The organism is Pseudomonas sp. stari2 (assembly GCF_040760005.1).
Lineage (GTDB): Bacteria > Pseudomonadota > Gammaproteobacteria > Pseudomonadales > Pseudomonadaceae > Aquipseudomonas.
Genome location: NZ_CP099760.1, coordinates 592,842 through 617,700, shown reverse-complemented (window position 1 = coordinate 617,700; position 24,859 = coordinate 592,842). Strand labels below are relative to the sequence as shown.

Sequence of the window (24,859 nt, the reverse complement as noted above, 5' to 3'; positions counted from 1 at the left end):
CGATGCAGCTCGTTCCCACGCAGAGCGTGGGAACGATCACAGCTGACTCAGTCGTAGTGGTTTTTGCCCCAGGCCAGCAGCCCTTGCAGCAGCTCTTTCAACACCACCCGCGTCGGCTCCGCCAGATCGGCGCGGTAGCGGAACGGTTCGAACTCTTCCATGTAGGTGCACTGGCCCAGCTCCAGTTGCACGGCGTGGATGTTTTCGGCCGGGTTGCCGTAGTGACGGGTGATGTGGCCGCCCTTGAAGCGTCCGTTCAGCACATGGCTGTAATCGCCGTAGCGGGCGCAGATCGCTTCCAGTTGCGTGGCCAGTTGAGGATCGCAACTGGCGCCGTTGAAGGTGCCGAGATTGAAGTCCGGCAGCTTGCCGTCGAACAGGTGCGGGATCACCGAACGGATCGAGTGCGCATCGAACAACAGTGCGTAACCGAACTCGGCCTTCAGCCGCGCCAGTTCTTCCTGCAGGGTGCGGTGGTACGGCGTCCAGATCTGCTCCAGATAGGTCGCGCGTTCTTCTTTCGACGGTTCCTTGCCTTCCTTGAACAACGGAATGCCATCGAACAGCGTCGCCGGGTACAGCCCGGTGGTGGCGCCGGCATACAACGGCTTGTCGTCGGACGGCCGGTTCAGATCAATGACGAACCGCGAGTACTCGGCCGCCAGGGTGCTGGCGCCCAGTTCGGCCGCAAAGTCGTAGAGCTGAGGAATGTGCCAGTCGGTGTCTGGCAGGCTTTTCGCGTCCGGGATCAACCCGGCCTCGACCGCAGGCGTCAGGCGTACACCGGCGTGAGGCATGCTGATCAGCAACGGCACGCGACCTTGTTTGAAGTTCAGAACCTTATCCACAACCACTCTCCTACAGACTTGATTCAACGCCGTGACGCACGACGCGTTTGTCCAGTTCACCGCCCAGCCAGTACGCCAGGTCCGCCGGCCGGTCGATCTGCCAGGCGACGAAATCCGCGACCTTGCCGACTTCCAACGAACCGTGGGTATCGGCCATGCCCAGGGCTTGCGCCGCATGAATCGTGGCGCCAGCCAGGGCTTCTTCCGGGGTCATGCGGAAGCAGGTGCAGGCCATGTTCAGCATCAGGCGCAACGACAGCGCCGGCGAAGTGCCGGGGTTGAGGTCGCTGGCGATGGCGATTTTCACCTTGTGCTTGCGCAAGGCTTCCATCGGCGGCAACTGGGTTTCACGCAGGAAGTAGAACGCGCCCGGCAACAACACCGCGACAGTATCGGACCTGGCCATGGCAATGGCGTCGTCTTCATCCATGAACTCCAGATGGTCGGCGGACAACGCGTGATAGCGCGCGGCCAGACTGGAGCCGTGCAACGACGACAATTGCTCGGCGTGCAGCTTCACCGGCAAACCGAGTTTTTGCGCGGTGATGAACACCCGCTCGACCTGCTCCGGGGAGAACGCCAGGTATTCACAGAAGGCATCCACCGCATCCACCAGTCCTTCCGCAGCCAGCGCGGGCAGCATCTCGGCGCAGATGTGATCGATGTAATCGTCAGCGCGGTCCTTGTATTCCGGCGGCAACGCATGGGCGGCCAGACAGGTGCTGCGCACGCTGATCGGCAGCTCGGCGGCGAGGCGACGGATGACCCGCAGGATCTTGCGTTCGCTGGCCAGATCGAGGCCGTAGCCGGACTTCATTTCGACCGTGGTCACGCCATCGCGCATCAGGCTTTTCAGGCGTTTGGCGGCGCTGGCGAACAGCTCGTCTTCCGAGGCTTCGCGGGTGGCGCGCACGGTGCTGGCGATGCCGCCACCGGCTGCGGCGATCTCGGCGTAGCTGACGCCTTGCAGGCGTTTCTCGAACTCACCGCTGCGGTTACCGCCGAACACGGTGTGAGTGTGGCAGTCGATCAGGCCGGGGGTGACCCACGCGCCTTGCAGATCGTTGACCGCCGGGTATTCGCCGGACGGCAATTGAGTGCGCGGGCCGATCCACTCAATGTGTGCACCGGACGTCACGATGGCCGCATCCTCGATGATCGAGTAGACGCCTTGCGCCATGGTTGCGACGTGGCAGTGTTGCCAGAGGGTTTTCATCCCAGGTCCTCGTCTTGCGATCGTTCCCACGTCGAGGCGTCGAACCGTCTGCGTGGGAACGATCAGTGGATAGGGTTAAAGGCTCGGCAGCAGTTTCGCCGGAACCAGTTCAGTCAGAATGCGCGAAGCCAACAGCTCGCTCGCCGCATTGATGTCCGGCGCGAAGAAGCGGTCCTTCTCGTAGAACGGCACTTCGCGACGCAAAATGCCCCGGGCCTTTTCCAGTTTGGTCGAGGTCTTCAGGCCGTTGCGCAGGTCCAGCCCCTGCACCGCCGCCAGCCATTCCACCGCAAGAATGCCGCGAGTGTTCTCGGCCATTTCCCACAGACGCTTGCCGGCAGCCGGGGCCATCGACACGTGGTCTTCCTGGTTGGCGGAAGTCGGCAGGCTGTCCACCGAGTGCGGATGAGCCAGTGCCTTGTTCTCGCTGGCGAGGGCCGCTGCCGTCACCTGAGCGATCATGAAACCGGAGTTCACCCCGCCATTGGCCACCAGGAACGGCGGCAGTTGCGACATGTGCTTGTCCATCATCAGCGAGATGCGACGCTCGCTCAGGGAGCCGATTTCGGCGATGGCCAGGGCCATGTTGTCAGCGGCCATGGCGACTGGTTCGGCGTGGAAGTTGCCGCCGGAAATCACGTCGCCTTCGGCGGCGAATACCAATGGGTTGTCGGAGACGGCGTTGGCTTCGATGACCAGCACCTCAGCGGCCTGACGGAACTGGGTCAGGCACGCGCCCATGACTTGCGGCTGGCAACGTAGCGAGTACGGGTCCTGAACCTTTTCGCAGTTCTGGTGCGAGTCGGAGACTTCGCTGCGCTCGCCGAGCAGATCGCGGTAGGCAGCGGCGGTGTCGATCTGGCCTTTCTGGCCACGGGCGGCGTGGATACGCGCGTCGAATGGCGAGCGCGAACCCAATACTGCTTCAACTGTAAGACCACCCAGAGCCAGCGCGCCGGCAAACAAGTCTTCACCTTCGAACAGACCGCGCAGGGCGAATGCGGTGGAGACTTGCGTGCCATTGAGCAGCGCCAGACCTTCTTTCGCAGCCAGCGTCAGCGGCGTCAGACCGGCGACCTTCAGCGCCTCGGTCGCTTCCATCCACTCGCCCTTGTAGCGCGCCTTGCCCTCGCCCAGCAGCACCAGCGACATGTGCGCCAATGGCGCGAGGTCGCCGGATGCACCGACCGAACCTTTCAACGGAATGTGTGGGTAAACCTCGGCGTTGATCAGGGCGATCAGCGCATCGATCACCACGCGACGGATGCCGGAGAAACCACGGCTCAGGCTGTTGACCTTGAGCACCATGATCAGGCGCACCAGCTCATCGCTGATCGGCTGGCCGACTCCGGCAGCGTGGGACAGCACCAGCGAACGCTGGAGGTTTTCCAGGTCTTCGCTGGCGATGCGGGTCGAGGCCAGCAGGCCGAAACCGGTGTTGATGCCGTAGGCGGTGCGGTTCTCGGCGAGAATCTGCTCGACGCAGGCGACGCTGGCTTCGATCTGTGCAGCAGCGCTGTAATCGAGGGTCAGTTTGACCGGATGCTGATAGACGTCACGCAGTTGGGCCAGGCTCAGTTGGCCGGGGATCAGGTTCAGCGCAGTCATTTAAATGCTCCTTTTGAGAGTTTGTTATGAACTACCAGTCGCTCCGGAGCATTCCGTTATCCGTCGCTTCTCGTCTTTTGGACGATCCACGCCTTGGTACGCTGGCATGGGTAATTGTCAGTGCAAATTCGGCAGTACGTGGTGCAGCAATTCCGAATCTTTCAACACGCTCGCGGCAGCGGCGATATCCGGCGCCAGCCAGCGGTCCTGATCGTAGGCCGGGACCTTTTCGCGCAACAGTCGCCAGGCGGTATCGGTGCCCGCGCCGAAGCGCTGTTCCTTGAGAAATTCAAACGCCTGAGCCGCCAGCAAGTACTCGATGGCGAGGATCTGCGTGCAGTTTTCCAGTGCTCGATGCAGCTTCAGCGCGGCGTTGGTGCCCATGCTCAGGTGGTCTTCCTGCAGACCGGAAGTGACGTAGTTGTCCAGCACCGCCGGTTGCGCCAACTGGCGGTTTTCCGCGCACAGCGACGCGGCGACGTATTGCACGATCATCATCCCGGAGTTCACCCCCGGATTGGCCACCAGAAAGGCCGGCAGACCGCTGACATGCGGGTTGATCAAACGGTCCAGACGCCGCTCGGCAATCGAGCCGATTTCGGCCATGGCAATCGCCAGCAGATCCGCTGCCAGCGCCACCGACTGTCCGTGCGGGTTGGCCTGGGACATGACCCGGAACTCGTCCGGTGTACCCAGCAGCAACGGGTTGTCGGTGCAGCCGTTGAGTTCGGTTTCGATCTGTTTGATCGCGTGTTGCAGTTGATCGCGCGCGGCGCCATGCACCTGCGGGATCGAGCGGATGCTCAGCGCATCCTGAGTGCGAATGCCTTTGCTCGACGCAATCACTTCACTGCCATCGAGCAGCGCCCGCAGATTGACGCCGACCTGTTGCATGCCCGGGTGCGGTTTGAGCGCGATGATTTCGGCATCGAACGCGGCGATCTGACCGCGCTGGGCCTCGAAGCTCATGGCACCGACCACGTCAGCCCATTGCACCAGACGCATGGCATCGGCAATCGCCAGGCAACCGAGACCGGTCATGCACGGCGTGCCGTTGACCAGGCACAAACCGTCCTTCGCCCCGAGTTGCACCGGTTGCAGGCCTTCTTCGGCCAGCGCCTGCTGCGCGGAAATCACTTGCCCGCGATAGCTGACATTGCCCACACCCAGCAGCGCGATACCGATGTGCGCCATGTGTGTCAGGTAACCCACCGAACCCTGGGACGGCACTTGCGGGGTGATGCCGCGATTGAGCAGCGCCAGCAGTGCTTCGACCACTTGCCGATGAATCCCGGATTTTCCGTGGCTGTAGTTGCGGATTGCGGCGCACATGATGGCGCGGGTCTGCTCGTCGGCCAGCACCGGACCGACGCCGCAGGCGTGGCTGAGCAAGGTGTTGCGCGACAACTGGCTGAGCTGTTCGCCCTGCAGCGAGACGTTGGACAGACCTCCCAGTCCGGTGTTGACGCCATAGGCGCGCTCGCCGCTGGCGACGATGCGCCGGACGATGCCCTGAGCATTTTCGATGCGCGCCCAGGTGTGGGCCGACAGCTCGAGTTGCGCGCCGTGACGGGCTACCGCGACCACATCCTGCCAACGCATCGGAGCGTCGGCGATAACGATTTTTTCAGCCTGGGACATCTAAAACCTCTTTAACCTGATCGTCACGAAATGCATTCCCACGCAGACGGTTCGACGTCTCGACGTGGGAACGAACCTCAAACCACTGCCGCCCGCCGCTGCACGAAGCGGTCGACATACTCGTCCGCCGGCGAATGCAGGATCTCTTTCGGCGTACCGACCTGAATCAGGCGGCCGTCCTTGAGGATCGCGATGCGGTTGCCGATGCGCACGGCCTCGTCGAGGTCGTGGGTGATGAAGACGATGGTCTTGTGCAGGGTCTTTTGCAGCTCCAGCAACTGATCCTGCATCTCGGCGCGGATCAGCGGGTCGAGGGCGCTGAACGCTTCGTCCATCAGGATGATGTCGGTGTCCGCCGCCAGCGCGCGGGCCAGGCCGACACGCTGGCGCATGCCGCCGGAGAGCTGGTGCGGGTATTTGTTTTCGTAGCCCTTGAGGCCCACGGTGTTGATCCAGTGCAGCGCGCGCTCGGCGCACAGTTGCTTGCTCTCACCGCGCACTTTCAGGCCATAGGCGACGTTGTCGAGCACGGTCTTGTGGGGCAGCAGGCCGAAGCTCTGGAACACCATGCTGATCTTGTGCCGGCGAAATTCGCGCAGGGCTTCCATGTCGTATTGCAGGATGTCCACGCCGTCCACCAGGATCGCGCCGCTGGTCGGGTCGATCAGGCGGTTGAAGTGGCGCACCAGCGTCGATTTGCCGGAACCGGACAGGCCCATGATCACGAAGATCTCCCCGGTGCCGATGCTCAGGGACAGGTCGTTGACCCCGACCACGCAACCGGTCTCGTTCAGCACCTGCTCCTTGGTCTTGCCCTGGCCGACCATGGCCAGCGCGTCCTTGGAACGATTGCCGAAAATCTTGAAGACGTTTTTGACTTCGATCTTGCTCACGGTTGCGTTGCTCATTTGCTCACCTCATGCCGTGGCCGACCATACGCCTGGGTAATGCGGTCGATGACCACTGCGAGAATCACGATCGCCAGACCGGCTTCAAGGCCGCGTCCGACGTTGAGGGTCTGGATGCCCACCAGCACATCTTCACCCAGGCCACGGGCACCGATCATCGAGGCGATCACCACCATCGACAGGGCCATCATGGTGGTCTGGTTGATCCCCGCCATGATGCTCGGCAGGGCCAGCGGCAGTTGCACGCCGAACAGTTGCTGCCAGCGGTTGGCGCCGAAAGCGTTGATGGCTTCCATCACTTCACCGTCGACCTGACGGATACCCAGATCGGTCAGGCGGATCAGCGGTGGCGCGGCGTAAATCACAGTGGCGAAAATCGCCGGCACCTTGCCCAGGCCGAACAGCATCAGCACCGGAATCAGGTACACGAAGCTGGGCATGGTCTGCATGATGTCGAGCAGCGGCATCAGGAACGAACGCAGGCGGTTGCTGCGGGCCGAGAGGATCCCCAGCGGCACACCGATCAGCACCGAGATGACCGTGGCGACCATCATCAGCGCCAGCGTCTGCATGAGCTTGTCCCACAGGCCAACGGCGCCGACCAGGAACAGCAGACCAACGATCACGGCGGTGGTCACGACCTTGCGCGTGGCGTGCCAGGCAACGCCCGCGACAATGGCCAGCATCAGCCACCACGGTGCGGCGCGCAGCAGGCCTTCAAGGTTGACGATGGCCCACAGCAGGGTGTCGGAGATATGGCGGAACACGTCACCGTAGTTGGTGACCAGTGCATCGACCCAACCGTTGACCCAGTCGGCGATGGAAAACGTAAAGCGTTCGGGAAACATAAGAGACTCTCAATCAAGGGGTTGCGATCAAGCGTCCGACTGCCGTTGCCGGCAGCCGGTGAAGCTCGACCTACAAGGCCGCGTCGATTTTCTTGGCTGCGTCGTCGCTCACCCATGCGTGCCAGACTTCAGGATGTTCCTTGAGGAAGATTTTCGCCAGCTTCGGCGACTCGATCCGCTCCTTGGTCATGCGACCCAGGTTCTGGTTCAGCAGGTCGATCGGCAGGTTGACCTTTTCCAGCACGGCCACCAGCTCCGGGGCTTCCTCGTGGAAGGTCTTGGACAGGCCGACCTTGATGGTCACGCGCTTGTCGACGCCCGGTTTCTCTTCCAGTTTGACCGCGTCGATCTGACCCATCAGCGGGGTTGGCGACCAGTAGTAGAACAGGATCGGCTCGCCGCGCTTGTAGCTCGACAGCACCGCCGCATCCAGCGCCGGGCCGGTGCCCGGACGGAAGTTGGTGTAGCTGTTCTCCAGGCCGTAGCTTTTCAGCATTTCGCTGTTGTCCAGCTCGCAGGTCCAGCCGGCCGGGCAGTTGTAGAAGCGGCCCTTGGACGGCTCTTCGGCGTCCTTGAAGATTGCCGAGTATTTGCCCAGATCAGCGATGTTTTTCAGGTCCGGCGCCTTGGCTTCGATCTTGCGTTTGGCATCGCCTTCAATCACATAGCGCGGCACGTACCAACCTTCCACAGCACCGACGACAGGCGCGCCGACACCGACGACCTTGCCGGCCTTCTCGGCCTTGTTCCAGACCTCGCTGCGGCCGACCCACTCTTCGGCGAACACTTGAATATCGTTACTGCTCAGGGCGTTTTCCATGGTGATGGAGTTGCCTGGCAGGCTGTCGGTCTTGCAGTCGTAACCTTTCTCCAGCACGACCTGCAGCACGTCGGTCAGCAACATCGCGCTTTCCCAGTTCAGGCCGGCAAATTTCACCGGTTTGCCGGATTCGCACCAACCGGCGGCCTGGGTGGCGCCGGCACTGGCCAGCAGGCCCATGGACAGCAATGTGGTCAGCAGGGTCTTGTTCGATTTCATTGTTGTGACGCTCCTAATCATGAATTGGCTTACGGCAGTTCAAGAGGCATCCAGCCCTGTCCACGTCCAAATCAGGCCTGCGCCGCAGCGCGACCGGCCCCGCTTGCTTCAGGTTGTACAACGCTGTTCTGCTCAACCGGCAGAATCAGTTGATCGGGCACGCTGCCGTGCCATTTCTTTGCGCACACGTAGTAAAGCGCGGCGGGCAACACCAGACCGATGATCCACGAGATATCCACATCACCCAGCGCGGCCACCAGCGGACCGGTGTAGAACTTGGTGGAAATGAACGGCAGCTGCACCAGCACACCGAACACATAGACGCTGATCCCGAGGAGGTTCCAGCGACCGTATCGACCGTTCGGATCGGCCAGCGCCGGGACGTCGTAGTGCTCACGGGTGATGCAGTAGTAGTCCACAAGGTTGATCGCGCTCCACGGCGTGAAGAACGCCAGCAGGAACAGGATGAACGACTTGAACGCCCCGAGGAACGAGTGCTGGCCGAGCAAGGCGATCAGGGTCGCGGCACCGACGATCACCAGCACGAACACCAGGCGCTGCATCCGGCTGACCGTCAGGTGGCCACGGAAGCCGCTGATGATGGTTGCGATGCACATGAAGCTGCCGTAGGAGTTCAGGGTGGAGATGGTCACCTTGCCGAACGCGATGCTGAAATACAGCAGCGCCGCGGTGGCACCGGTGCCGCCCAGACCGACGATGTAGGCCACTTCATGACCGGCGAACTGGCCGTTGGCCGAAGCCGCCGCGAACACGCCGAGGATCATCGCCACCTGCGCGCCGATCACCGAGCCGGCGCCGGCAGCAAAGAAGGTTTTCACCGAGGAAACCTTGCTCGGCAGGTAACGCGAATAGTCCGCCACGTACGGGCCGAAGGCTATCTGCCAGGACGCTGCCAGCGACACCGCCAGCAGGAAGCTGCTCCAGCTGAAGTGACGAATTTGCAGAAGTGCGCCGACGTCCACCTGACTTATCAGACGGCTGAACAGGTACACGAACGCAATCACGCCAATGGCACTGGCGATACGGCCGATCCAGTGGATCACCCGATAGCCGAGCACCGTGACCACGACGATGACGCTGGCGAAAAGCAGGATACCGACGGTGTCGCTGACCCCGAACAACTGGCCCAGCGCCTGACCCGACAGCACGGTGCCGGTCGCGGTGAAGCCGAGGTACATCAGGCACACCAGCACGATCGGAATCGCTGCACCATACACCCCGAACTGCACACGGCTGGAGATCATCTGCGGCAGGCCCAGCTTCGGCCCTTGCGCCGCGTGCAGCGCCATGACGCCGCCGCCCAGCAGTTGACCGATCAACAGACCGATCAGCGACCAGAACACATCACCGCCCAGCACCACGGCCAGGGCCCCGGTGACAATCGCGGTGATTTGCAGGTTGGCACCCATCCACAGGGTGAACTGACTGAATAGACGACCGTGTCTTTCCGCTTCCGGGATGTAGTCGATCGAACGCCTTTCGATCAACGGTTTGTTGCTTGCACGATCGGTGTTGCCAGCCATGATTCAACCTCTGTGGATTGTTCTGGGTTTTGTTGTATTGGCTTGAGCGGGAGCGAGCGTGCTCGCTCCCGCCGTTTTTTATTTGCCGGTGATCATCGGCAGGTTCAGCCCTTGCTCCTTGGCACAGTCGATGGCGATCTGGTAACCGGCATCGGCGTGGCGCATCACGCCAGTGCCCGGGTCGTTGTGCAGCACGCGAGCGATACGCTCGGCCGCGTCATCAGTACCGTCGCAGACGATCACCATGCCCGAGTGCTGGGAGAAGCCCATGCCGACGCCGCCGCCGTGGTGCAGCGAGACCCAGGTCGCGCCGCTGGCGGTGTTGAGCAGGGCGTTGAGCAGTGGCCAGTCGGACACGGCATCGGAGCCGTCCTGCATCGATTCGGTTTCGCGGTTCGGGCTGGAGACCGAGCCGGAGTCGAGGTGGTCGCGACCGATCACGATCGGCGCCGACAGTTCGCCGCGACGGACCATTTCGTTGAACGCCAGACCGAGCTTGGCGCGCTGGCCCAGGCCGACCCAGCAGATCCGCGCCGGCAGACCCTGGAAGCTGATGCGCTCGCGGGCCATGTCCAGCCAGTTGTGCAGGTGGGCGTCGTCCGGGATCAGTTCCTTGACCTTGGCGTCGGTCTTGTAGATGTCCTGTGGATCACCCGACAGCGCCGCCCAACGGAACGGGCCGATGCCACGGCAGAACAGCGGACGGATGTAGGCCGGCACGAAACCCGGGAAGTCGAAGGCGTTTTCCACCCCCTCTTCCTGCGCCATCTGGCGGATGTTGTTGCCGTAGTCGAAGGTCGGGATGCCTTGTTTCTGGAAGTCCAGCATGGCTTTGACGTGAACAGCCATCGATTGCTTGGCGGCCTTGATCACAGCGGCCGGTTCGGTCTTGGCGCGGGCGCGGTATTGCTCCCAGGTCCAGCCGGCCGGCAGGTAACCGTTGAGCGGGTCGTGGGCGCTGGTCTGGTCGGTGACCATGTCCGGGCGCACGCCGCGACGGACCAGTTCCGGAAGGATTTCGGCGGCGTTGCCCAGCAGGGCGATGGAGATCGCCTTGCCTTCTTTGGTGTACTTCTCGATGCGCGCCAGGGCGTCGTCGAGGTCTTTGGCCTGTTCGTCGACGTAACGGCTTTTCAGGCGGAAATCGATGCTCACCTGCTGGCATTCAATGTTCAGCGAGCAAGCACCGGCCAATGTGGCAGCCAGAGGCTGGGCGCCGCCCATGCCACCGAGGCCGGCGGTCAGAACCCAGCGGCCCTTGAGGTTGGAGTCGTAATGCTGGCGACCGGCTTCAACGAAGGTTTCGTAGGTGCCCTGCACGATGCCCTGGCTGCCGATGTAGATCCAGCTGCCGGCGGTCATCTGGCCGTACATCGCCAGACCTTTCGCGTCGAGTTCGTTGAAGTGTTCCCAGGTCGCCCAGTGCGGCACCAGGTTGGAGTTGGCGATCAGCACACGCGGGGCGTTGCTGTGGGTCTTGAACACGCCGACCGGCTTGCCGGATTGCACCAGCAGGGTCTCGTCATCATTCAGATTGGTCAGGCTTTCGACGATCTTGTCGTAGCACTCCCAGTTACGCGCGGCGCGACCGATGCCACCGTAAACCACCAGTTCTTTCGGGTTCTCGGCCACTTCCGGGTCGAGGTTGTTCATCAGCATGCGCAGCGGCGCTTCGGTCAGCCAGCTCTTGGCGGTCAGCTTGTTGCCGCGGGCGGCGCGGATTTCGACGTCACGGAATTTAGTAGTTTTTGCGTCAGTCACGAAAAAGACTCCTCAGCGATCAATTCAAACCAACCCTGGCGATGGGCAAGCGGCTTGTGCGCTTCAATGCGCGACAAGCGAATCAGGGACGCTGCGGAGAATCTCTAACGACTCATACGCATACGTCTTTACTTGTACATACAAGCATATGCAATCGGGCGGCCAACTTGTTGGAGGGCTGTTCAACAAAAATGCAGGGCACAGCTGGAGGACGCCTGAATCAAGGGTTGTGGCGTGTATGATTTTTTTCGCGGGGTTGGTTAGAAGACGCGGAAGGCTGTTTCAGTAACGTGGTTTTGCGCCACGCTGGGGCGTTCGGTAACAAGTTGGTGCGCGTTCGGGAACGTCGGGATGAAAAAAGCCGCCGCTTTTAACAGCCCTTACAGGCGCTGTCCAAAGCGGCGGCTTTTCAAGGTTCGGATCAGCGTGCAGTCAGTTCGATCACACAGCAGCCCGCGTTGACGGTGATTTCCACCAGACCGGTGTTACCGTCCAGTTGCAGGCAGTCATGTCGGCCAAGTTGCGTAGCACTGTCATCGACCTGCACTTGCAGCAACTCGCTGACACTGAAGACGAGAACGGTGCCGGCGGAGCTGAAAAACCGCTGCTCGCCATCCAGCCATTGCAAACGCGCGCTGTATCGCTGCGGCGCATAGATCAGGTTGAAGTCGCGAATCGCCCCTCCGAGCAAGGTACAGGACACCTGGCTTTCACCGCTGAAGGCAAACGGGTCGAGGGGTAACAGCGGCCGAGTGTCGTCACCGTCGACACACAAGGTCATGCCGTCGCCCTGCAACACCGTGATCACCCGTTGATAACCGGAGAACGTCGAGAAGCCACCGGATTCGGCGATATCGGCAATCGACAGGCGCCAGCCGAAACCGTCGAGGCCGGCACCGGCGTCACGGGTGATTTCCTCGGTGCTGCCGCCGCCGTTTTTCCACGGCATGCGCGGGTAGCCTTCGGCGCGTAAAACCTTCAACTCTTTCATTTATGGAACCGACCTTCCAGACGATGACGGGAACCGGGGTGGATCAGGCGCGCCGCCGTCACCGGCTGACGGCCCGACCAGGTGCGGCGACGGATCAGCAGGCACGGCTCGCCTTTTTCGATCTGCAGCAATTTGCATTCGGACGGCTCGGCGAGGATCGCTTCGACCACATGTTCGCCTTCGGTCAGCGGCGCGACCTGGTTGAGATAGGCGTAAGGCGTCTGCAGGGTGAAGTCCTGCTTGAGGTATTCCGGAGCGACCAGCGCGTTGACGAAGCGGTCTTCAATTTGCACCGGAATATCGTTTTCGTAATGCACGATCAGCGAATGGAATACCTTCTGCCCTTCGCGCATGTCCAGGGCCAGGGCGCGCTCGGAACCGGCGGCCTCTTCTTCCAGGGTAATCACCTGGCAGGTGTGGCGATGGCCACGGGAGGCGATTTCATCGGCGATGTTGTGCACCTCGAACAGCGCGGACTGGCTCTTCGGTTCGGCGACGAACGTGCCGACACCTTGCATGCGCACCAGCAAACCGTCGGCGGTCATCTCGCGCAGCGCGCGGTTGATGGTCATGCGGCTGAAGCCCAATTGGCTGACCAGCTCGCTTTCCGACGGCACGCGGTAATGCGGCGGCCAGTTACCACTGTCTATCTGCTGGGTGATCATCTGTTTGACGCGGGCGTACAAGGGCGCCGGACTGTCGCCCATGTTCGCGGCCAACGGAGAAACTGGAGGCGGAGTCGGCACGATGGATCCCTGTTCATTGGATAAGGTTGCTAGCTTGCCGGAGTTTACCGGGCAGGCAAACGTCTGTATATGTATATACAAATAACACACGATGGGGTGCTGAACCATGTCCGCCTTCTTTGCCGAACGCGCGCTGCTGCCTAACGGATGGGCCAACAATGTACGTCTCGAGGTCAGCGCCGATGGCGTGTTGACCCGAATCCAGGCCGATTCCACTGCAGATGGCGCCGAACGGCTGAGCGGTCCGCTGCTGCCGGGCATGCCGAATCTGCACTCCCACGCGTTCCAGCGAGCGATGGCCGGGTTGGCAGAAGTGGCCGGCAATCCCAATGACAGTTTCTGGACCTGGCGCGATCTGATGTACCGGCTCGTCGGAAAAATCAGCCCGGACCAGCTCGGCGTGATCGCCCGTCAGCTGTACATCGAAATGCTCAAGGTCGGTTACACCTCGGTCGCCGAATTCCATTACGTCCATCACGATCACAACGGGCAGCCGTACGCCGATCCGGCCGAGCTGGCGTTGCGCATCAGCCAGGCCGCCAGCTCCGCCGGCATCGGTTTGACGCTGTTGCCGGTGCTCTACAGCCACAGCGGTTTCGGTGGCCAGACGCCGAACGAGGGCCAGCGCCGCTTCATCAACAGCACCGAAAACTACCTGAAACTGCAATCACGCCTGCAACCGTTGCTGGCGCAGCAGAAGGCTCAGTCGCTGGGATTGTGTTTCCACTCGTTGCGCGCGGTTACCCCGCAGCAGATCAGCGAAGTGCTGGCGGCCAGCGACAAGCAATGCCCGGTACATATCCACATCGCCGAACAGCAGAAGGAAGTCGACGACTGCCTGAGCTGGAGCGGTCGCCGTCCGCTGCAATGGCTGTATGAAAACACCGAAGTCGATCAGCGCTGGTGCCTGGTGCACGCGACCCACGCCAATCCGGAAGAAGTCACGCTGATGGCCAAGAGTCGCGCCATTGCCGGCCTGTGCCTGACCACCGAGGCCAACCTCGGCGACGGGATTTTCCCGGCGGTGGATTTCCTCGCTCAGGGCGGACGCATGGGCATCGGTTCCGACAGCCATGTGTCGTTGAGTGTGGTGGAAGAACTGCGTTGGCTGGAATACGGCCAGCGTCTGCGCGATCAGCGACGCAATCGCTTGTATGGCGCGGATCAACCGATGGTTGGTCGCACGTTGTATGACGCCGCACTGGACGGTGGCGCTCAGGCGCTGGGCCAGCCGATCGGCGCGCTGGAAGTCGGCAAACGCGCCGACTGGATTGTGCTCGATGGCAGCGATCCGTACCTGGCCACGGCCAGCGGTGACGGGATCCTCAACCGCTGGCTGTTTGCCGGTGGCGACCGTCAGGTGCGTGACGTGCTGGTCAACGGTCAGTGGGTCGTACGTGACGGGCACCATGCCGGGGAAGAGGACAGCAATCGCGCCTTCACCCAGGTGCTGCGAGAGCTTTTGGGCTGACACAAAAAAACCTGTGGAGGGCTACCTCCACAGGTTTTTTGTTGCGCGTCAGTTGGACGTCTTGGCCATCTGCTGATCCGACGCCCGCCAGATCAACCGCGTGGTGTCGTAACCCTGCTGACGCGCCTTGCTCAACAGCTCCTCGCGCACCACACCGTTGACAGTCGGGGTGCGGGACAGCAGCCACAGGTAACGTCGGCTCGGGTCACCAACAATGGCGGTCTTGTAGTCGTCACTGACGTACAGCACCCAGTATTGGCCCTTGGCCGAACCCGGAATCAGCCGCGAGAACCAGGTGTCGAACTCGACCCACAATTTGTCGGTTTTACCCGGCACCTGTGGATAAGCCGTGCCCTTGACCTCTTCCCATTGCCAGTCCTTGGTCAGGCAACGGTTGAATACGCCCAGGTTGCCGTCCGATTCGAGCGTGTAACGGGCTTCGGATTGTGCGCAGTTGCGCTGGAAATACATCGGCAGTCGTGCCAATTCGTACCAGGTGCCCTGGTAACGCTTGAGGTTGACGCTGTGGACTGTCTTGGGCGCCAGCGGATCTTCACCGGTCGTGGCGCAGCCGGCCAATACCAGGCCGGCAAAAAGGACAAGCAATAACCGCTTCATTGTTTTTCTCCCGTGGGCGCGTAGCCCCGGTTTACTTCAGGCCTTGGCCGGAAAACATCAACACTTTGTCACCGGCGTACTGCACGCTGATAAAGCTGTTCTTGTCGCCCCAGGTGCAACTGGACATGCCGAGCGCGCCCGAGCAATCGGTAGGCTTGCCGAGCAGCGTCTCCACTTCGGCCTTGGCCATGCCGGCCGAGAGCTTGGAGTAGTTTTCCTGATTGACCTTGCTGCATGCGGCCAACAGCACGCAAAACGACAGAAGGGCGATAGATCGCAGCGACATGGTGTAACTCCTGGAACGGAAGGGGGATGGCCTGGCGCCAACCAGAAGCTTAGAAGAGAAAACCCCTGTCTGGTTCCCTGGGGGACTGGCTATTTGTTCGCCCGCTCGTCCGGCATTCATCGGTAAATCAGACACTTTGTAAGGCTATTGAGCATTTCGTCGCCTTTAACAAAAGCGTCCTCATCTTTGTCACGCGGCGGTCGAAATAAGAGCAGCGCAAAGCCCGAGAGTGTGGCAAATTGCCGCCCTTTCTTGACCAGCCCCTTCGCGGTAGCTCACTTAATGACCAGAAACATGAAATTCAGCCACAAGATCTTGTTGGCTGCTGCCCTCGTGGTGGCCGTAGCGTTCGCCTGTTTCATTTTGTTCAACGACTATCGACAACGCGAAGCCCTGCAAACCAGTACCGAAGCGGCCATGCAGGAACTGGGCAGCCTGACCACCAGCAACATCCAGACCTGGCTGGAAAGCCGCATCCAGTTGCTGCAATCGATGTCGCAGCAGGTTGTCGCCGACGGCAACGCCCCGGCCAGTCTTAAGCGCATCATCGACCTGCCCGCCTACACCGGCAATTTCCAGCTCAGCTACTTCGGCGGCGCCGACGGTGTGATGTTCTCGATCCCGGCCGGCAACCGCGCACCGGACTACGACCCGCGCGCCCGTGGCTGGTACAAAGCCGCGAACAGCGCCCAGCAGACCATCGTCACCGAACCGTACATCGCCGCCTCGTCAGGCAAACTGGTGATTACCGTTGCCACTCCGGTACAGCGCCAGGGCCAGATGATTGGTGTGGCCGGTGCCGACATTGATCTGTCGAGTGTCAGCGCGATCATCAACTCGCTGAACTTCGGTGGCCACGGCCACGCGTTCATCGTCAGCGCCGACGGCAAGATCCTGATCCACCCGGACAGCAAACTGGTGCTCAAGACCCTGGCCGAGGCCTATCCCAACGGTGCACCAAAAGTCAGCCCGGGCCTGAAGGAAGTCGAGTTCGACGGCAAGACCCAACTGATCTCCTTCACCCGCGTCAACGGCGTGCCATCGGCCGACTGGTACGTGGGTCTGGTGCTGGACAAGGACACCGCGTTCTCGATGCTCAGCGAGTTCCGCACATCGGCGCTGATCGCCATGGTCATCGCCGTGGTGATCATCATCGCCCTGCTCGGCATGCTGATCCGCGTGCTGATGCAACCGCTGCTGACCATGGGCCGCGCCATGCATGACATCGCCGAAGGCGAAGGCGACCTGACCAAACGCCTGACCATCCACGGCCACGACGAGTTCGGTGCGCTGGGGTTGTCGTTCAACCGTTTCGTCGAGCGTATCCACACCTCGATCCGCGAAGTGTCCTCGGCCACCGGGCAGGTCAACGAAGTCGCCCTGCGCGTGGTCGCGGCGTCCAACTCGTCGATGTTCAATTCCGACCAACAGGCCTCGCGCACCAACAGCGTGGCCGCTGCAATCAATCAGCTCGGCGCCGCCGCCCAGGAAATCGCCCAGAACGCCGCCCTCGCCTCGCAACACTCCAGCGACGCACGCAGCCTGGCCGAAGACGGCCAGCAGGTTGTGGATAAAACCATCCACGCCATGCAGCAACTGTCGGCGAAGATCAGCGACTCCTGCGGCAACATCGAAACCTTGAACAGCAACACCGTGAACATCGGGCAGATTCTGGAAGTGATCACCAGCATCTCCCAGCAGACCAACCTGCTGGCGCTCAACGCCGCCATCGAAGCGGCCCGTGCCGGTGAGGCCGGTCGTGGTTTCGCCGTGGTGGCCGACGAAGTGCGCAACCTGGCACACCGCACCCAGGATTCGGCGCAGCAAGTGCAAAGCATGATCGAAGAACTGCAGGTCGGCGCACGTCAGGCCGTCGGCATCATGACCGAGAGCCAACGCGAGAGCGAAAGCAGCGTCGGCATTGCCAATCAGGCCGGCGAGCGTCTGGAAAGCGTGACCCAGCGCATCGGCGAGATCGACGGCATGAACCAGTCGGTGGCGACCGCGACCGAAGAGCAGACAGCGGTGGTCGAGTCGATCAACGTGGATATCAACGAGATCAACACGCTGAACCAGGAAGGTGTGGAGAACCTGCAGGCGACGTTGCGCGCTTGTGCGGATCTTGAGCAGCAGGCGGCGCGGTTGAAACAGTTGGTGGGTAGCTTCCGGATCTGAGGCGCGGTTACTGACCTCATCGCTGGCAAGTCGAGTCGTCGCACCGTAGCTCCCACAGGTAATGTGTGTTCACACAATTTGTGTCTCACATCAAACACTGTGGGAGCGGGCTTGCCCGCGATAGCGGTATACATGACACAGAAGGCCGGAAATGTAATCCGCGATTCGCAAGGAAATTTGGCCAATGAACAAAAATCACAATTGCACGGATTCAGATCAAACTACTTTATTGGCAATCCTTGCATTGGGTGCCGACGAAATTGATCAAGAAAAGTACAGAGACGTTGAAGACTTGTTTCTTGAATTGGATAAGTGGACGCGGACAAGCTAGAAACTTGACCCAGGCTGTTTGAGAAACTCCAATTCCTGCGCCGTAGACTCCCGCCCCAACACCGCATTGCGATGCGGAAACCGCCCAAACCGCGCAATCACCCGCTGGTGCCGCTCGGCATAATCCAGGTTGTCGGCAAACACCCCACGCTCCGCCTCCGGCTGTTCAGCCACCAATTCGATGAATCGCGAGACGGCTTCATTCTGCACAGCGAGGTTTTCGCAGTGTTCGAAGACGAGGTAGATGAAGAGTCGCTGAATCGGTTTCAACTGCCGGTCGAAATCCGCCGCAATGCCTTGGGCGACCAGTTTCTGCGCCCGCAGATCGCCGGAAAAAGCCTTGGGTGTATCGCGAAAGATCATTCGCGGGAGTTGGTCGAGCAGCAGCACCAGCGCCAGCCAACCTTCGGGACGTTGCGTCCACTCGGTCAATCCGCCGGCGAGGGCCTGATCGACAAAGACCCCGAAACGCTCACGCGCTTCGAGGTCCTGACTGTCTTTCTTGCCGAACCACAACCTGCCCTGTTGCGCCGTCACTTCAGTCGCTGACTCGGCATGACCGAACCACCAATCGAGCAACGGCTGCCAAGGCGCGGTCATGGTTTATTCCTTGTGGTAAGCCGTGGCGCGGGCGACTTCTTCTTTCGAGCCGAGGAACACCGCTACGCGCTGGTGCAGGCCTTCAGGCTGGATGTCGAGGATGCGCTGGTGACCGTCGGTGGAAGCGCCGCCCGCCTGTTCCACCAGGAACGACATCGGGTTGGCTTCGTACATCAGGCGCAGTTTGCCTGGCTTGGACGGCTCGCGGCTGTCGCGCGGGTACATGAACAGACCGCCACGGGTCAGGATGCGGTGCACGTCGGCAACCATCGCCGCGACCCAACGCATGTTGTAGTTCTTTTTCAGCGGGCCTTCTTCACCGGCCAGCAGTTCCGAAACGTAGCGCTGTACCGGAGCTTCCCAGTGACGCTGGTTGGACATGTTGATGGCGAATTCCTGGGTGCTTTCAGGAATGGTGATGTCTTCGTGAGTCAGGACGAAGCTGCCCATTTCGCGGTCCAGGGTGAAACCCTTCACGCCATTGCCCAGGGTCAGGATCAGCATGGTCTGCGGACCGTAGATCGCGTAACCGGCCGCAACCTGCTGGGTGCCTGGCTGCAGGAAGGCCTTTTCGTTCAGGGCTTCGTTCTGGCTCAGGTATTCGTTCGGGCAACGCAGTACCGAGAAGATGGTGCCGACCGGCGCGTTGATGTCGATGTTCGACGAACCGTCCAGCGGGTCGAATACCAGCAGGTAGGCGCCTTTCGGGTATTTGCCCGGGATCTGGTAGGCGTTGTCCATTTCTTCGGACGCCATGCCGGCCAGGTGACCGCCCCACTCGTTGGCTTCGAGCAGGATTTCGTTCGACAGTACGTCGAGCTTCTTCTGCACTTCGCCTTGCACGTTCTCAGTGCCCATGCTGCCCAGAACACCGCCCAGGGCGCCTTTGGACACGGCGTGGCTGATCTCTTTGCAGGCACGCGCCACCACTTCGATCAGGAAGCGCAGATCGGCAGGAGTGTTGTTGCTGCGGGTCTGCTCAATCAAATAGCGACTCAGGGTAACGCGGGACATGGACGGCTCCGGTGGAATGGGGGGGCTGAAAACCCGCGCAGTTTACAGGGAGTCTTAAACCGTAGCGAGCAATGACGCCCGCTAACGTGCGTCGGGTGCAATTCCTGCTATCAGACGTGATCGAACCGGGAGAGTTCAGACACGGGATTCAGCGTAGTTGGAAACCCGACGGGTGTGGAGGCCACACCCGTCATAACTCAGGACTTGGCCGGCGGCTTGCGCAGCAGACTGAAGGCCATCGCGGCCAGAAACAGCACACTCAACAGTAATACCGCCCACAATCCGATTTTCTTCCAGTTGGTCTCGGCGACAGCTGCTGTCGTCGCCGTCGTTGTCTGCGTCGCGACTGCATCGCCCTGCACCGTGGCCTTGCCCAGCGTGGCCAGCTTCTCCGGTTTGAAGTCGGGGATCAGCGTGCTCAGCGGCAGGTTCGCCGTTCTCACCGTCGGATTGCCCAGCGCCAGGCTGTAAGGCCCGTCACCGCGAGCAAGGAAGATCACCTGTGTGGCGCGCACCGCGTACTTGATGCTCGGCGCCTGCTCGCCGAGGCCGCCGCCGCGTTCGTCGACCGTCAGCTTCAACTGCTGGACGGTCTGGCCGTAAAGCTGCAATTCGTTCTGCACCACGTCCTGGCCATTCTGGGTCAGGCGATAGAGTAAGCCGCTGCTCAACGGTTGCCACGGCAGACTGGTTTCGCGGCGCCCCGAGAGCATCACCGGCGCCAGGCTGTTGGGTTGTTTCAACTCAACCTGGACCCGTTCGACATTCAGCCCCATCGGTAACTGCCAGGTGTATTCCCCGGCCTTGGTGCTGCTGCCGGCCAGCGCTGGCGACCAGACCAGCGGCAACGGCAGGTTTTGCGGGTCGCTGCTTTTCAATTGCACCGAGGTCAGCGTTGGTGCTGCATTGGGCGAATCCCACAACAGCCGCAGATAGCGCGCCGATTGCCCCGGCAGCGCGACTTCATGCTGTTCGATGCGCTCATCGGAAAAAGTCAGGCGCGCGACCTGGCCTTCACCCCACGGTTGCCAGTGCTGCAGGTCGTCGCTGGCCTCGATGCTGAAACGCTGGAAGCCGTCGCGCTCGCTGGTCCAGTCGAGGATCAGTTGCTGCAAAGGTGCCTTGATTGCACTGGCATCCAGCAGCCAGCCGCGCAGCACTTCCTCGCCCGCTTCCAGCTGGCTGGAGGGCTGCACTTCCACCAGCGTGCCGGTGGTCGTGGACTGCACCCGCACACTCGGCGCACGTTCGGTGGCATCCGCCGAGTTATACAGCGGAAACCACTTCACCGTGTTCATGTGGCCGTCATCGCGGGTCTGCGCCGATTCCCGGGCCAGCGCATAGGCCTGCGGTTCACCGGCGGCGTTGAACACCCGCAGGTCACTGAGGTCGGTCTGGCGCGCCTGCAACTGCACGCTCAGCGGCATTTCGAGGCGATACCACGGGCCTGCGCCACTGACCGACAACGGCACCAGCGCGGCGAAGTCCGCCGGTTTTTCCTGAGCGCCGGCCGTCATGGCCACGCCCAGCAACAGCCACCCGAGATTAAGCTTGCGACTCAAGACGACACTCCTTCGGTTTCCGGGGCCGGTTTGTCCGCCTCCGGTGCAGCTTCGACGCGTTTGGGCGGCAGCGGCGCGAAGTAGCCCACCACCAGCAGCAACACACCGACGCCGATAAACGAGACGATCCGCGCCAGCCCGCCACGGTTGCTCAGTTCGACAAAAATCAGTTTCGCCACCACCAGCGCAATCAGCGCCGCACCGATCAGCCACACTTCGCGGCGATGGCGCAGGTGCCCGCCGATCATCAATCCGAGCGCCATCAGCGTCCAGACGATGGACAGCCCGGCCTGCACCAGCATTGATTCGAGCAACAGGTCGAGCTCGAACGGGATCCCCGCCCAATGGTGTGCGGCGCGGGTCACCAACGCAGTGCAGAAGGCGAACAGAGAAACACCGGCGATCAGTTGCGAAGCGTGAGCGGCGTAATCCTTGCGGATCGACAGCTCGGCTACCGCACTGCGCGACCAGACATAGACACTGAACAACGCGATCAACAGACCCAGCTCCAACGGGTTGATCAGCGGAACGTAAGGCAGCGGTTCGGCGTTGCCGTCGCTCACCCCGTTCGCCAGCCAGAACCAGACGAGCATCAGCACCGCCAGCGGCGCTGCCGCGAACAAGCGGTACTCGCGAGGGAACGCCGCCACCGGCCACGGCCATTGACGCGGTGCGGCCATCAGCAACAGATACACACTCGGCAGAATCGCCCAGCCCAGCCAGCGCCAGGCATTGTACTGCTCGGACAACAGCAGCAGGCCGTAGCGCAGCTCCAGCGCCAGCATGCCGATCAGCAGCCAGCAGCCGAGCACATGGGCCGTGTTCAAGGCTCGCGCCGGCAACATCGGCGCCAGACGCCGCAGGCTGAAGAAATGCACCGCGAACACTGCCGCCCACGCCAGCCAGCCGAAATTGGCCGCCGGGTGATAACGCGAGTGCCACGCGGCGAGCAACACCAGCCCGGCCGCCGGAATCAGCAAGGTGCATAGTAGACCGAGCGGCGGCCATTTCAGGCGCAATGCCAACACCGTCCACAACGCGACGCTCAGCGCGGCAACCACCAGCAACAGCGTTGCCTGCAGATTCAGTGGCGCAAAACGCAGCACTTCACTGACCCACGCCAGCGCCCACCAACCGGCGCCCCACACCAGCAACACTTCGGACAACCGCTGCAAACTCAGCACATCGAACGCCGAAGCGTGATTGCCCAGTTGCAGGCGCCAAGCCCCGATCATCGCCGCCAGCCCCAGCACCAGCGGCGTCCAGAATCCGCCATGGGCCAGTGGTCGCAGACCTTCGCTGGACAGCGGCCCGAGCAACTCCGGACCGGCCAGCAAAAACGCCGCGCCGCCGATCAATTGCAACAACAGACCGAAGACAAAACTCACGCGCTGCTTGAGATACAGACTGAGCCAGATGATCAGCAACCCACTCGCCGCCCACACGGCGCTCGCGGTTTGCCACGGCAGGACGAACAACACCGCCAGGTTGATCAACACCAACCCCGCCAACAGCACTACCGACAAACCGCGCAACAGCCGCACATCGTTGCGCACCATCTCGTCGCGCGCCGCCAACAGCATGCCGGCGATCAACGCCAGACCAATCAGCGAGGCGCTGAGCAAACCGCTCCAACCGGCGCTGAACACGGCCGCCGAATCCTCGCCTGCTCCTTGCAGGCGCAACAGGAACAACGCCCCGCCCAGCAGTTGTACGGCAAATGCGCAGAACAGGAACGTGCGCGATTGCAGGCGCAAGCCAACGAACAAGGTCACCAGACCCGCCAATGCCCAACTGATGGCCGTGGCCTGGACGAAGAAAAACAACGGTGCCAGCAGATAGAGAAAAGTCAGACCAAGACTCGCCAATACCGGCAAGCCCTGACGCTCCCACGGTGAAACCTGCTCCGGCAACGCCTTGCGCAATTGATAGAAACTGAACAGCAACGCAATGCCCAGCATCAACGCGCCCAGCGGCGCACCGTCGAGCAGGCTGCTTTCGCCGACACGCAACTGGCTGAGAAACGCCAGCGCCGAGCCCAGTTGCAGCAGCAATGCAAAAGCCCGGGCGAACGGCCGGTGCTGACGCAGGCCAAGCCAGAAAATCCCTGCGCCCTCCACCGCCCAGGCAGCAGATGTCCAGCGCGCATCCAGCCCCAATGGAATCGCCAGGCTGGCGAAAATCACGCCGAGCGCAAGGCAGGTCTCGCCCAGTAACAAGGCGCGACCGCCCATCAGCACCCGGGCGAGCGTCATGTAAATCATGCCAAGCGCCAATGCGCTGAACGCAGCGGCGAATTCCAGATGCTGCACCAACGCAAATTGCAGACCAAAACCCACCAGCGGCGGACCGAACAGCATGGTGCCGTCGACGTAGTCACCCTTGCGCGCCGACCAATTCAGCAGCGCCTCGCGATCGCCATCCGCCGGGGCGTCCGGCATGTCCAGCAACTTGCGTCGGGCGAACAGCAGGCCGATGGCCAGGTACATCAGGAAGAACAGAATCAGGAACGGCTCGGTACTCCACAGCAGTTCCGGCGTATACGAACGCACACCCCAGGCGAATCCGATGCCGAAGGTGCCGGCGAAGCCGATCAGGTTGAGCAGACGCCAGGCCTTGAACCACGCAATGGCCAGGATGCCTGCGTTAAGCAACGCGAAATAACTGAACAGCGCGACATGGTTGCCGGCGCCGGTAGAGGTCAGGATCGGCGCGGCGAAACCGCCCAACGCGGCAACGCAAGCCAGAGCGAGAGAATCCTGAGTAATAGCCAGAATGGCCGAGAACACCGTCACCGCCACCAGCAATCCCAGCGCAGCGGACGGATCGAGCAGCGGGTGCAGACGCATCGCCGCAAATACCGTCAGGTACAACACCGCGATCCCGGTGCCTTGCAGCATCAAGGCGTAACTGCTGTTGCGATGGCGCAACCACCAGCCCAGCGCCAGCAACCCCAGTGCTGCTGCCGCGACTCCGGCATAACGCATTTCGATCGGCACCACCATGCCTTCGGTGGCGTAACGCAGCAGGAAGGCCAGACCAAAGAACAACAGCACCACGCCCACCCGCAGCACGGTGTTGCCCCCGAACAACCAGTTGCGCGCAGCACTGATGCCGCGCTCGATGAGGTTCGGGCCACGGGGTTCGGCAGGTTGCTGCGGTTCGGGAGTGTCCGGGGTTACAGCGTCGAGACGCCAGACATCGGCCGGTAGCGGCTGACTGGCTTCACTGGCGACGGCGGAGAGAGGTTCGAGTTCGGGCGGCAACTCCCAGACCAGTTCAGGGGTCGCAGCTTCTTCGGCGACCTCGGCGGGCTCGACCAACGGCTCGGGGACCGGCTCCACACTTGGTGCCGGCACTGCGTGAGAAGGCGATCCCTCCAGCAGATACAGACGCTGCGCGACGCCTTGCAACGCCACCTTCGCCTGTTCAAGTTGCTGCTGTTGCTCCGCCACCTGCGAGCCGAGCCGCATGATGCGGATCGTCTGCCCGATCGCCAGGCCCAGCAACGCGCCCAATAGCGCAGAACTGAACGATTCGTCGAGCAGCCAACCGAGCAGCAGCCCGATCAACATGAACATCCATTGCATGGTCGATATCCCTGAGCAGCCCCGGAACGGGGCGAAACCAGGGCTCAGTATATCGGCCCGGCC

At 61.8% G+C, this 24,859-nt stretch carries 19 protein-coding genes; 2 read left to right on the top strand and 17 right to left on the bottom strand.

Annotation, left to right across the window (positions count from 1 at the left end; translation table 11 throughout):
- Positions 1-47 precede the first annotated feature (47 nt).
- The 11 genes from hutG to hutC all read right to left on the bottom strand — a co-directional run bounded on the left by hutG (position 48) and on the right by hutC (position 13,111).
- A complete protein-coding gene (hutG, locus tag NH234_RS02765) occupies positions 48-848 on the bottom strand; it encodes an N-formylglutamate deformylase (protein ID WP_367255586.1) in 801 nt (266 codons plus the stop codon).
- A 10-nt stretch (positions 849-858) separates the two neighbouring features.
- Entirely contained in the window at positions 859-2,064 is a 1,206-nt protein-coding gene (hutI, locus tag NH234_RS02760; protein ID WP_305833281.1) for an imidazolonepropionase, read from the bottom strand.
- A 75-nt stretch (positions 2,065-2,139) separates the two neighbouring features.
- The gene (gene hutH, locus NH234_RS02755; RefSeq protein ID WP_367255585.1) at positions 2,140-3,672 is read right to left on the bottom strand and encodes a histidine ammonia-lyase; all 1,533 of its coding nucleotides are present in this window, start codon (positions 3,670-3,672) and stop codon (positions 2,140-2,142) included.
- Between the two features lie 117 nt (positions 3,673-3,789).
- Positions 3,790-5,313 (bottom strand): histidine ammonia-lyase, encoded by a 1,524-nt coding sequence (gene hutH, locus NH234_RS02750; protein ID WP_367255584.1) that lies wholly within the window; start codon positions 5,311-5,313, stop codon positions 3,790-3,792.
- 77 nt (positions 5,314-5,390) lie between these two features.
- A complete protein-coding gene (locus tag NH234_RS02745; protein WP_085732541.1) occupies positions 5,391-6,221 on the bottom strand; it encodes a glycine betaine/L-proline ABC transporter ATP-binding protein in 831 nt (276 codons plus the stop codon).
- Positions 6,218-7,069, bottom strand: coding sequence for a proline/glycine betaine ABC transporter permease (locus NH234_RS02740; protein ID WP_085711027.1), 852 nt, complete (start codon positions 7,067-7,069; stop codon positions 6,218-6,220). The genes NH234_RS02745 and NH234_RS02740 overlap by 4 nt, the downstream gene beginning before the upstream one ends.
- Positions 7,070-7,139: 70 nt before the next feature.
- The gene (locus tag NH234_RS02735; protein ID WP_085732540.1) at positions 7,140-8,108 is read right to left on the bottom strand and encodes an ABC transporter substrate-binding protein; all 969 of its coding nucleotides are present in this window, start codon (positions 8,106-8,108) and stop codon (positions 7,140-7,142) included.
- Between the two features lie 71 nt (positions 8,109-8,179).
- On the bottom strand, positions 8,180-9,652 hold the full coding sequence (locus tag NH234_RS02730) for a cytosine permease (RefSeq protein WP_367255583.1): 1,473 nt from the start codon (positions 9,650-9,652) through the stop codon (positions 8,180-8,182).
- A 78-nt stretch (positions 9,653-9,730) separates the two neighbouring features.
- Positions 9,731-11,413 carry a urocanate hydratase gene (hutU, locus tag NH234_RS02725; protein WP_367255582.1) on the bottom strand — a complete coding sequence of 561 codons (1,683 nt, stop codon included), beginning with the start codon at positions 11,411-11,413 and terminating at the stop codon, positions 9,731-9,733.
- 421 nt (positions 11,414-11,834) lie between these two features.
- Positions 11,835-12,404 (bottom strand): HutD family protein, encoded by a 570-nt coding sequence (locus NH234_RS02720; protein ID WP_085733264.1) that lies wholly within the window; start codon positions 12,402-12,404, stop codon positions 11,835-11,837.
- On the bottom strand, positions 12,401-13,111 hold the full coding sequence (gene hutC, locus NH234_RS02715) for a histidine utilization repressor (protein ID WP_162803449.1): 711 nt from the start codon (positions 13,109-13,111) through the stop codon (positions 12,401-12,403). The genes NH234_RS02720 and hutC overlap by 4 nt, the downstream gene beginning before the upstream one ends.
- A gap of 145 nt (positions 13,112-13,256) precedes the next feature.
- Between hutC and NH234_RS02710 the strand changes: the two genes are divergently transcribed.
- Positions 13,257-14,621, top strand: a complete 1,365-nt coding sequence (locus NH234_RS02710) for a formimidoylglutamate deiminase (RefSeq protein ID WP_367255581.1) — start codon at positions 13,257-13,259, stop codon at positions 14,619-14,621.
- A 48-nt stretch (positions 14,622-14,669) separates the two neighbouring features.
- Here NH234_RS02710 and NH234_RS02705 read toward each other — a convergent pair whose 3' ends face one another.
- Complete coding sequence (locus tag NH234_RS02705; protein ID WP_085712791.1) at positions 14,670-15,239, bottom strand: lipocalin family protein; 570 nt, start codon at positions 15,237-15,239, stop codon at positions 14,670-14,672.
- Positions 15,240-15,270: 31 nt separating this feature from the next.
- The gene (locus NH234_RS02700; RefSeq protein ID WP_007952486.1) at positions 15,271-15,525 is read right to left on the bottom strand and encodes a hypothetical protein; all 255 of its coding nucleotides are present in this window, start codon (positions 15,523-15,525) and stop codon (positions 15,271-15,273) included.
- 282 nt (positions 15,526-15,807) lie between these two features.
- Here NH234_RS02700 and NH234_RS02695 point away from each other — a divergent pair, with 282 nt between their 5' ends.
- Positions 15,808-17,700: a methyl-accepting chemotaxis protein gene (locus tag NH234_RS02695; protein WP_367255580.1), complete on the top strand. Its 1,893-nt coding sequence runs from the start codon at positions 15,808-15,810 to the stop codon at positions 17,698-17,700.
- A gap of 327 nt (positions 17,701-18,027) precedes the next feature.
- On the opposite strand, the gene NH234_RS02690 is transcribed toward NH234_RS02695, so the two are convergent.
- The 4 genes from NH234_RS02690 to NH234_RS02675 all read right to left on the bottom strand — a co-directional run bounded on the left by NH234_RS02690 (position 18,028) and on the right by NH234_RS02675 (position 24,796).
- The gene (locus NH234_RS02690) at positions 18,028-18,630 is read right to left on the bottom strand and encodes a DUF924 family protein (protein ID WP_367255579.1); all 603 of its coding nucleotides are present in this window, start codon (positions 18,628-18,630) and stop codon (positions 18,028-18,030) included.
- Positions 18,631-18,633: 3 nt separating this feature from the next.
- Positions 18,634-19,644 (bottom strand): class 1 fructose-bisphosphatase, encoded by a 1,011-nt coding sequence (locus NH234_RS02685; RefSeq protein WP_065261556.1) that lies wholly within the window; start codon positions 19,642-19,644, stop codon positions 18,634-18,636.
- A gap of 197 nt (positions 19,645-19,841) precedes the next feature.
- The gene (locus tag NH234_RS02680) at positions 19,842-21,206 is read right to left on the bottom strand and encodes a DUF3999 domain-containing protein (protein ID WP_367255578.1); all 1,365 of its coding nucleotides are present in this window, start codon (positions 21,204-21,206) and stop codon (positions 19,842-19,844) included.
- Positions 21,203-24,796, bottom strand: coding sequence for a DUF2339 domain-containing protein (locus NH234_RS02675; protein ID WP_367255577.1), 3,594 nt, complete (start codon positions 24,794-24,796; stop codon positions 21,203-21,205). The genes NH234_RS02680 and NH234_RS02675 overlap by 4 nt, the downstream gene beginning before the upstream one ends.
- Positions 24,797-24,859 lie beyond the last annotated feature (63 nt).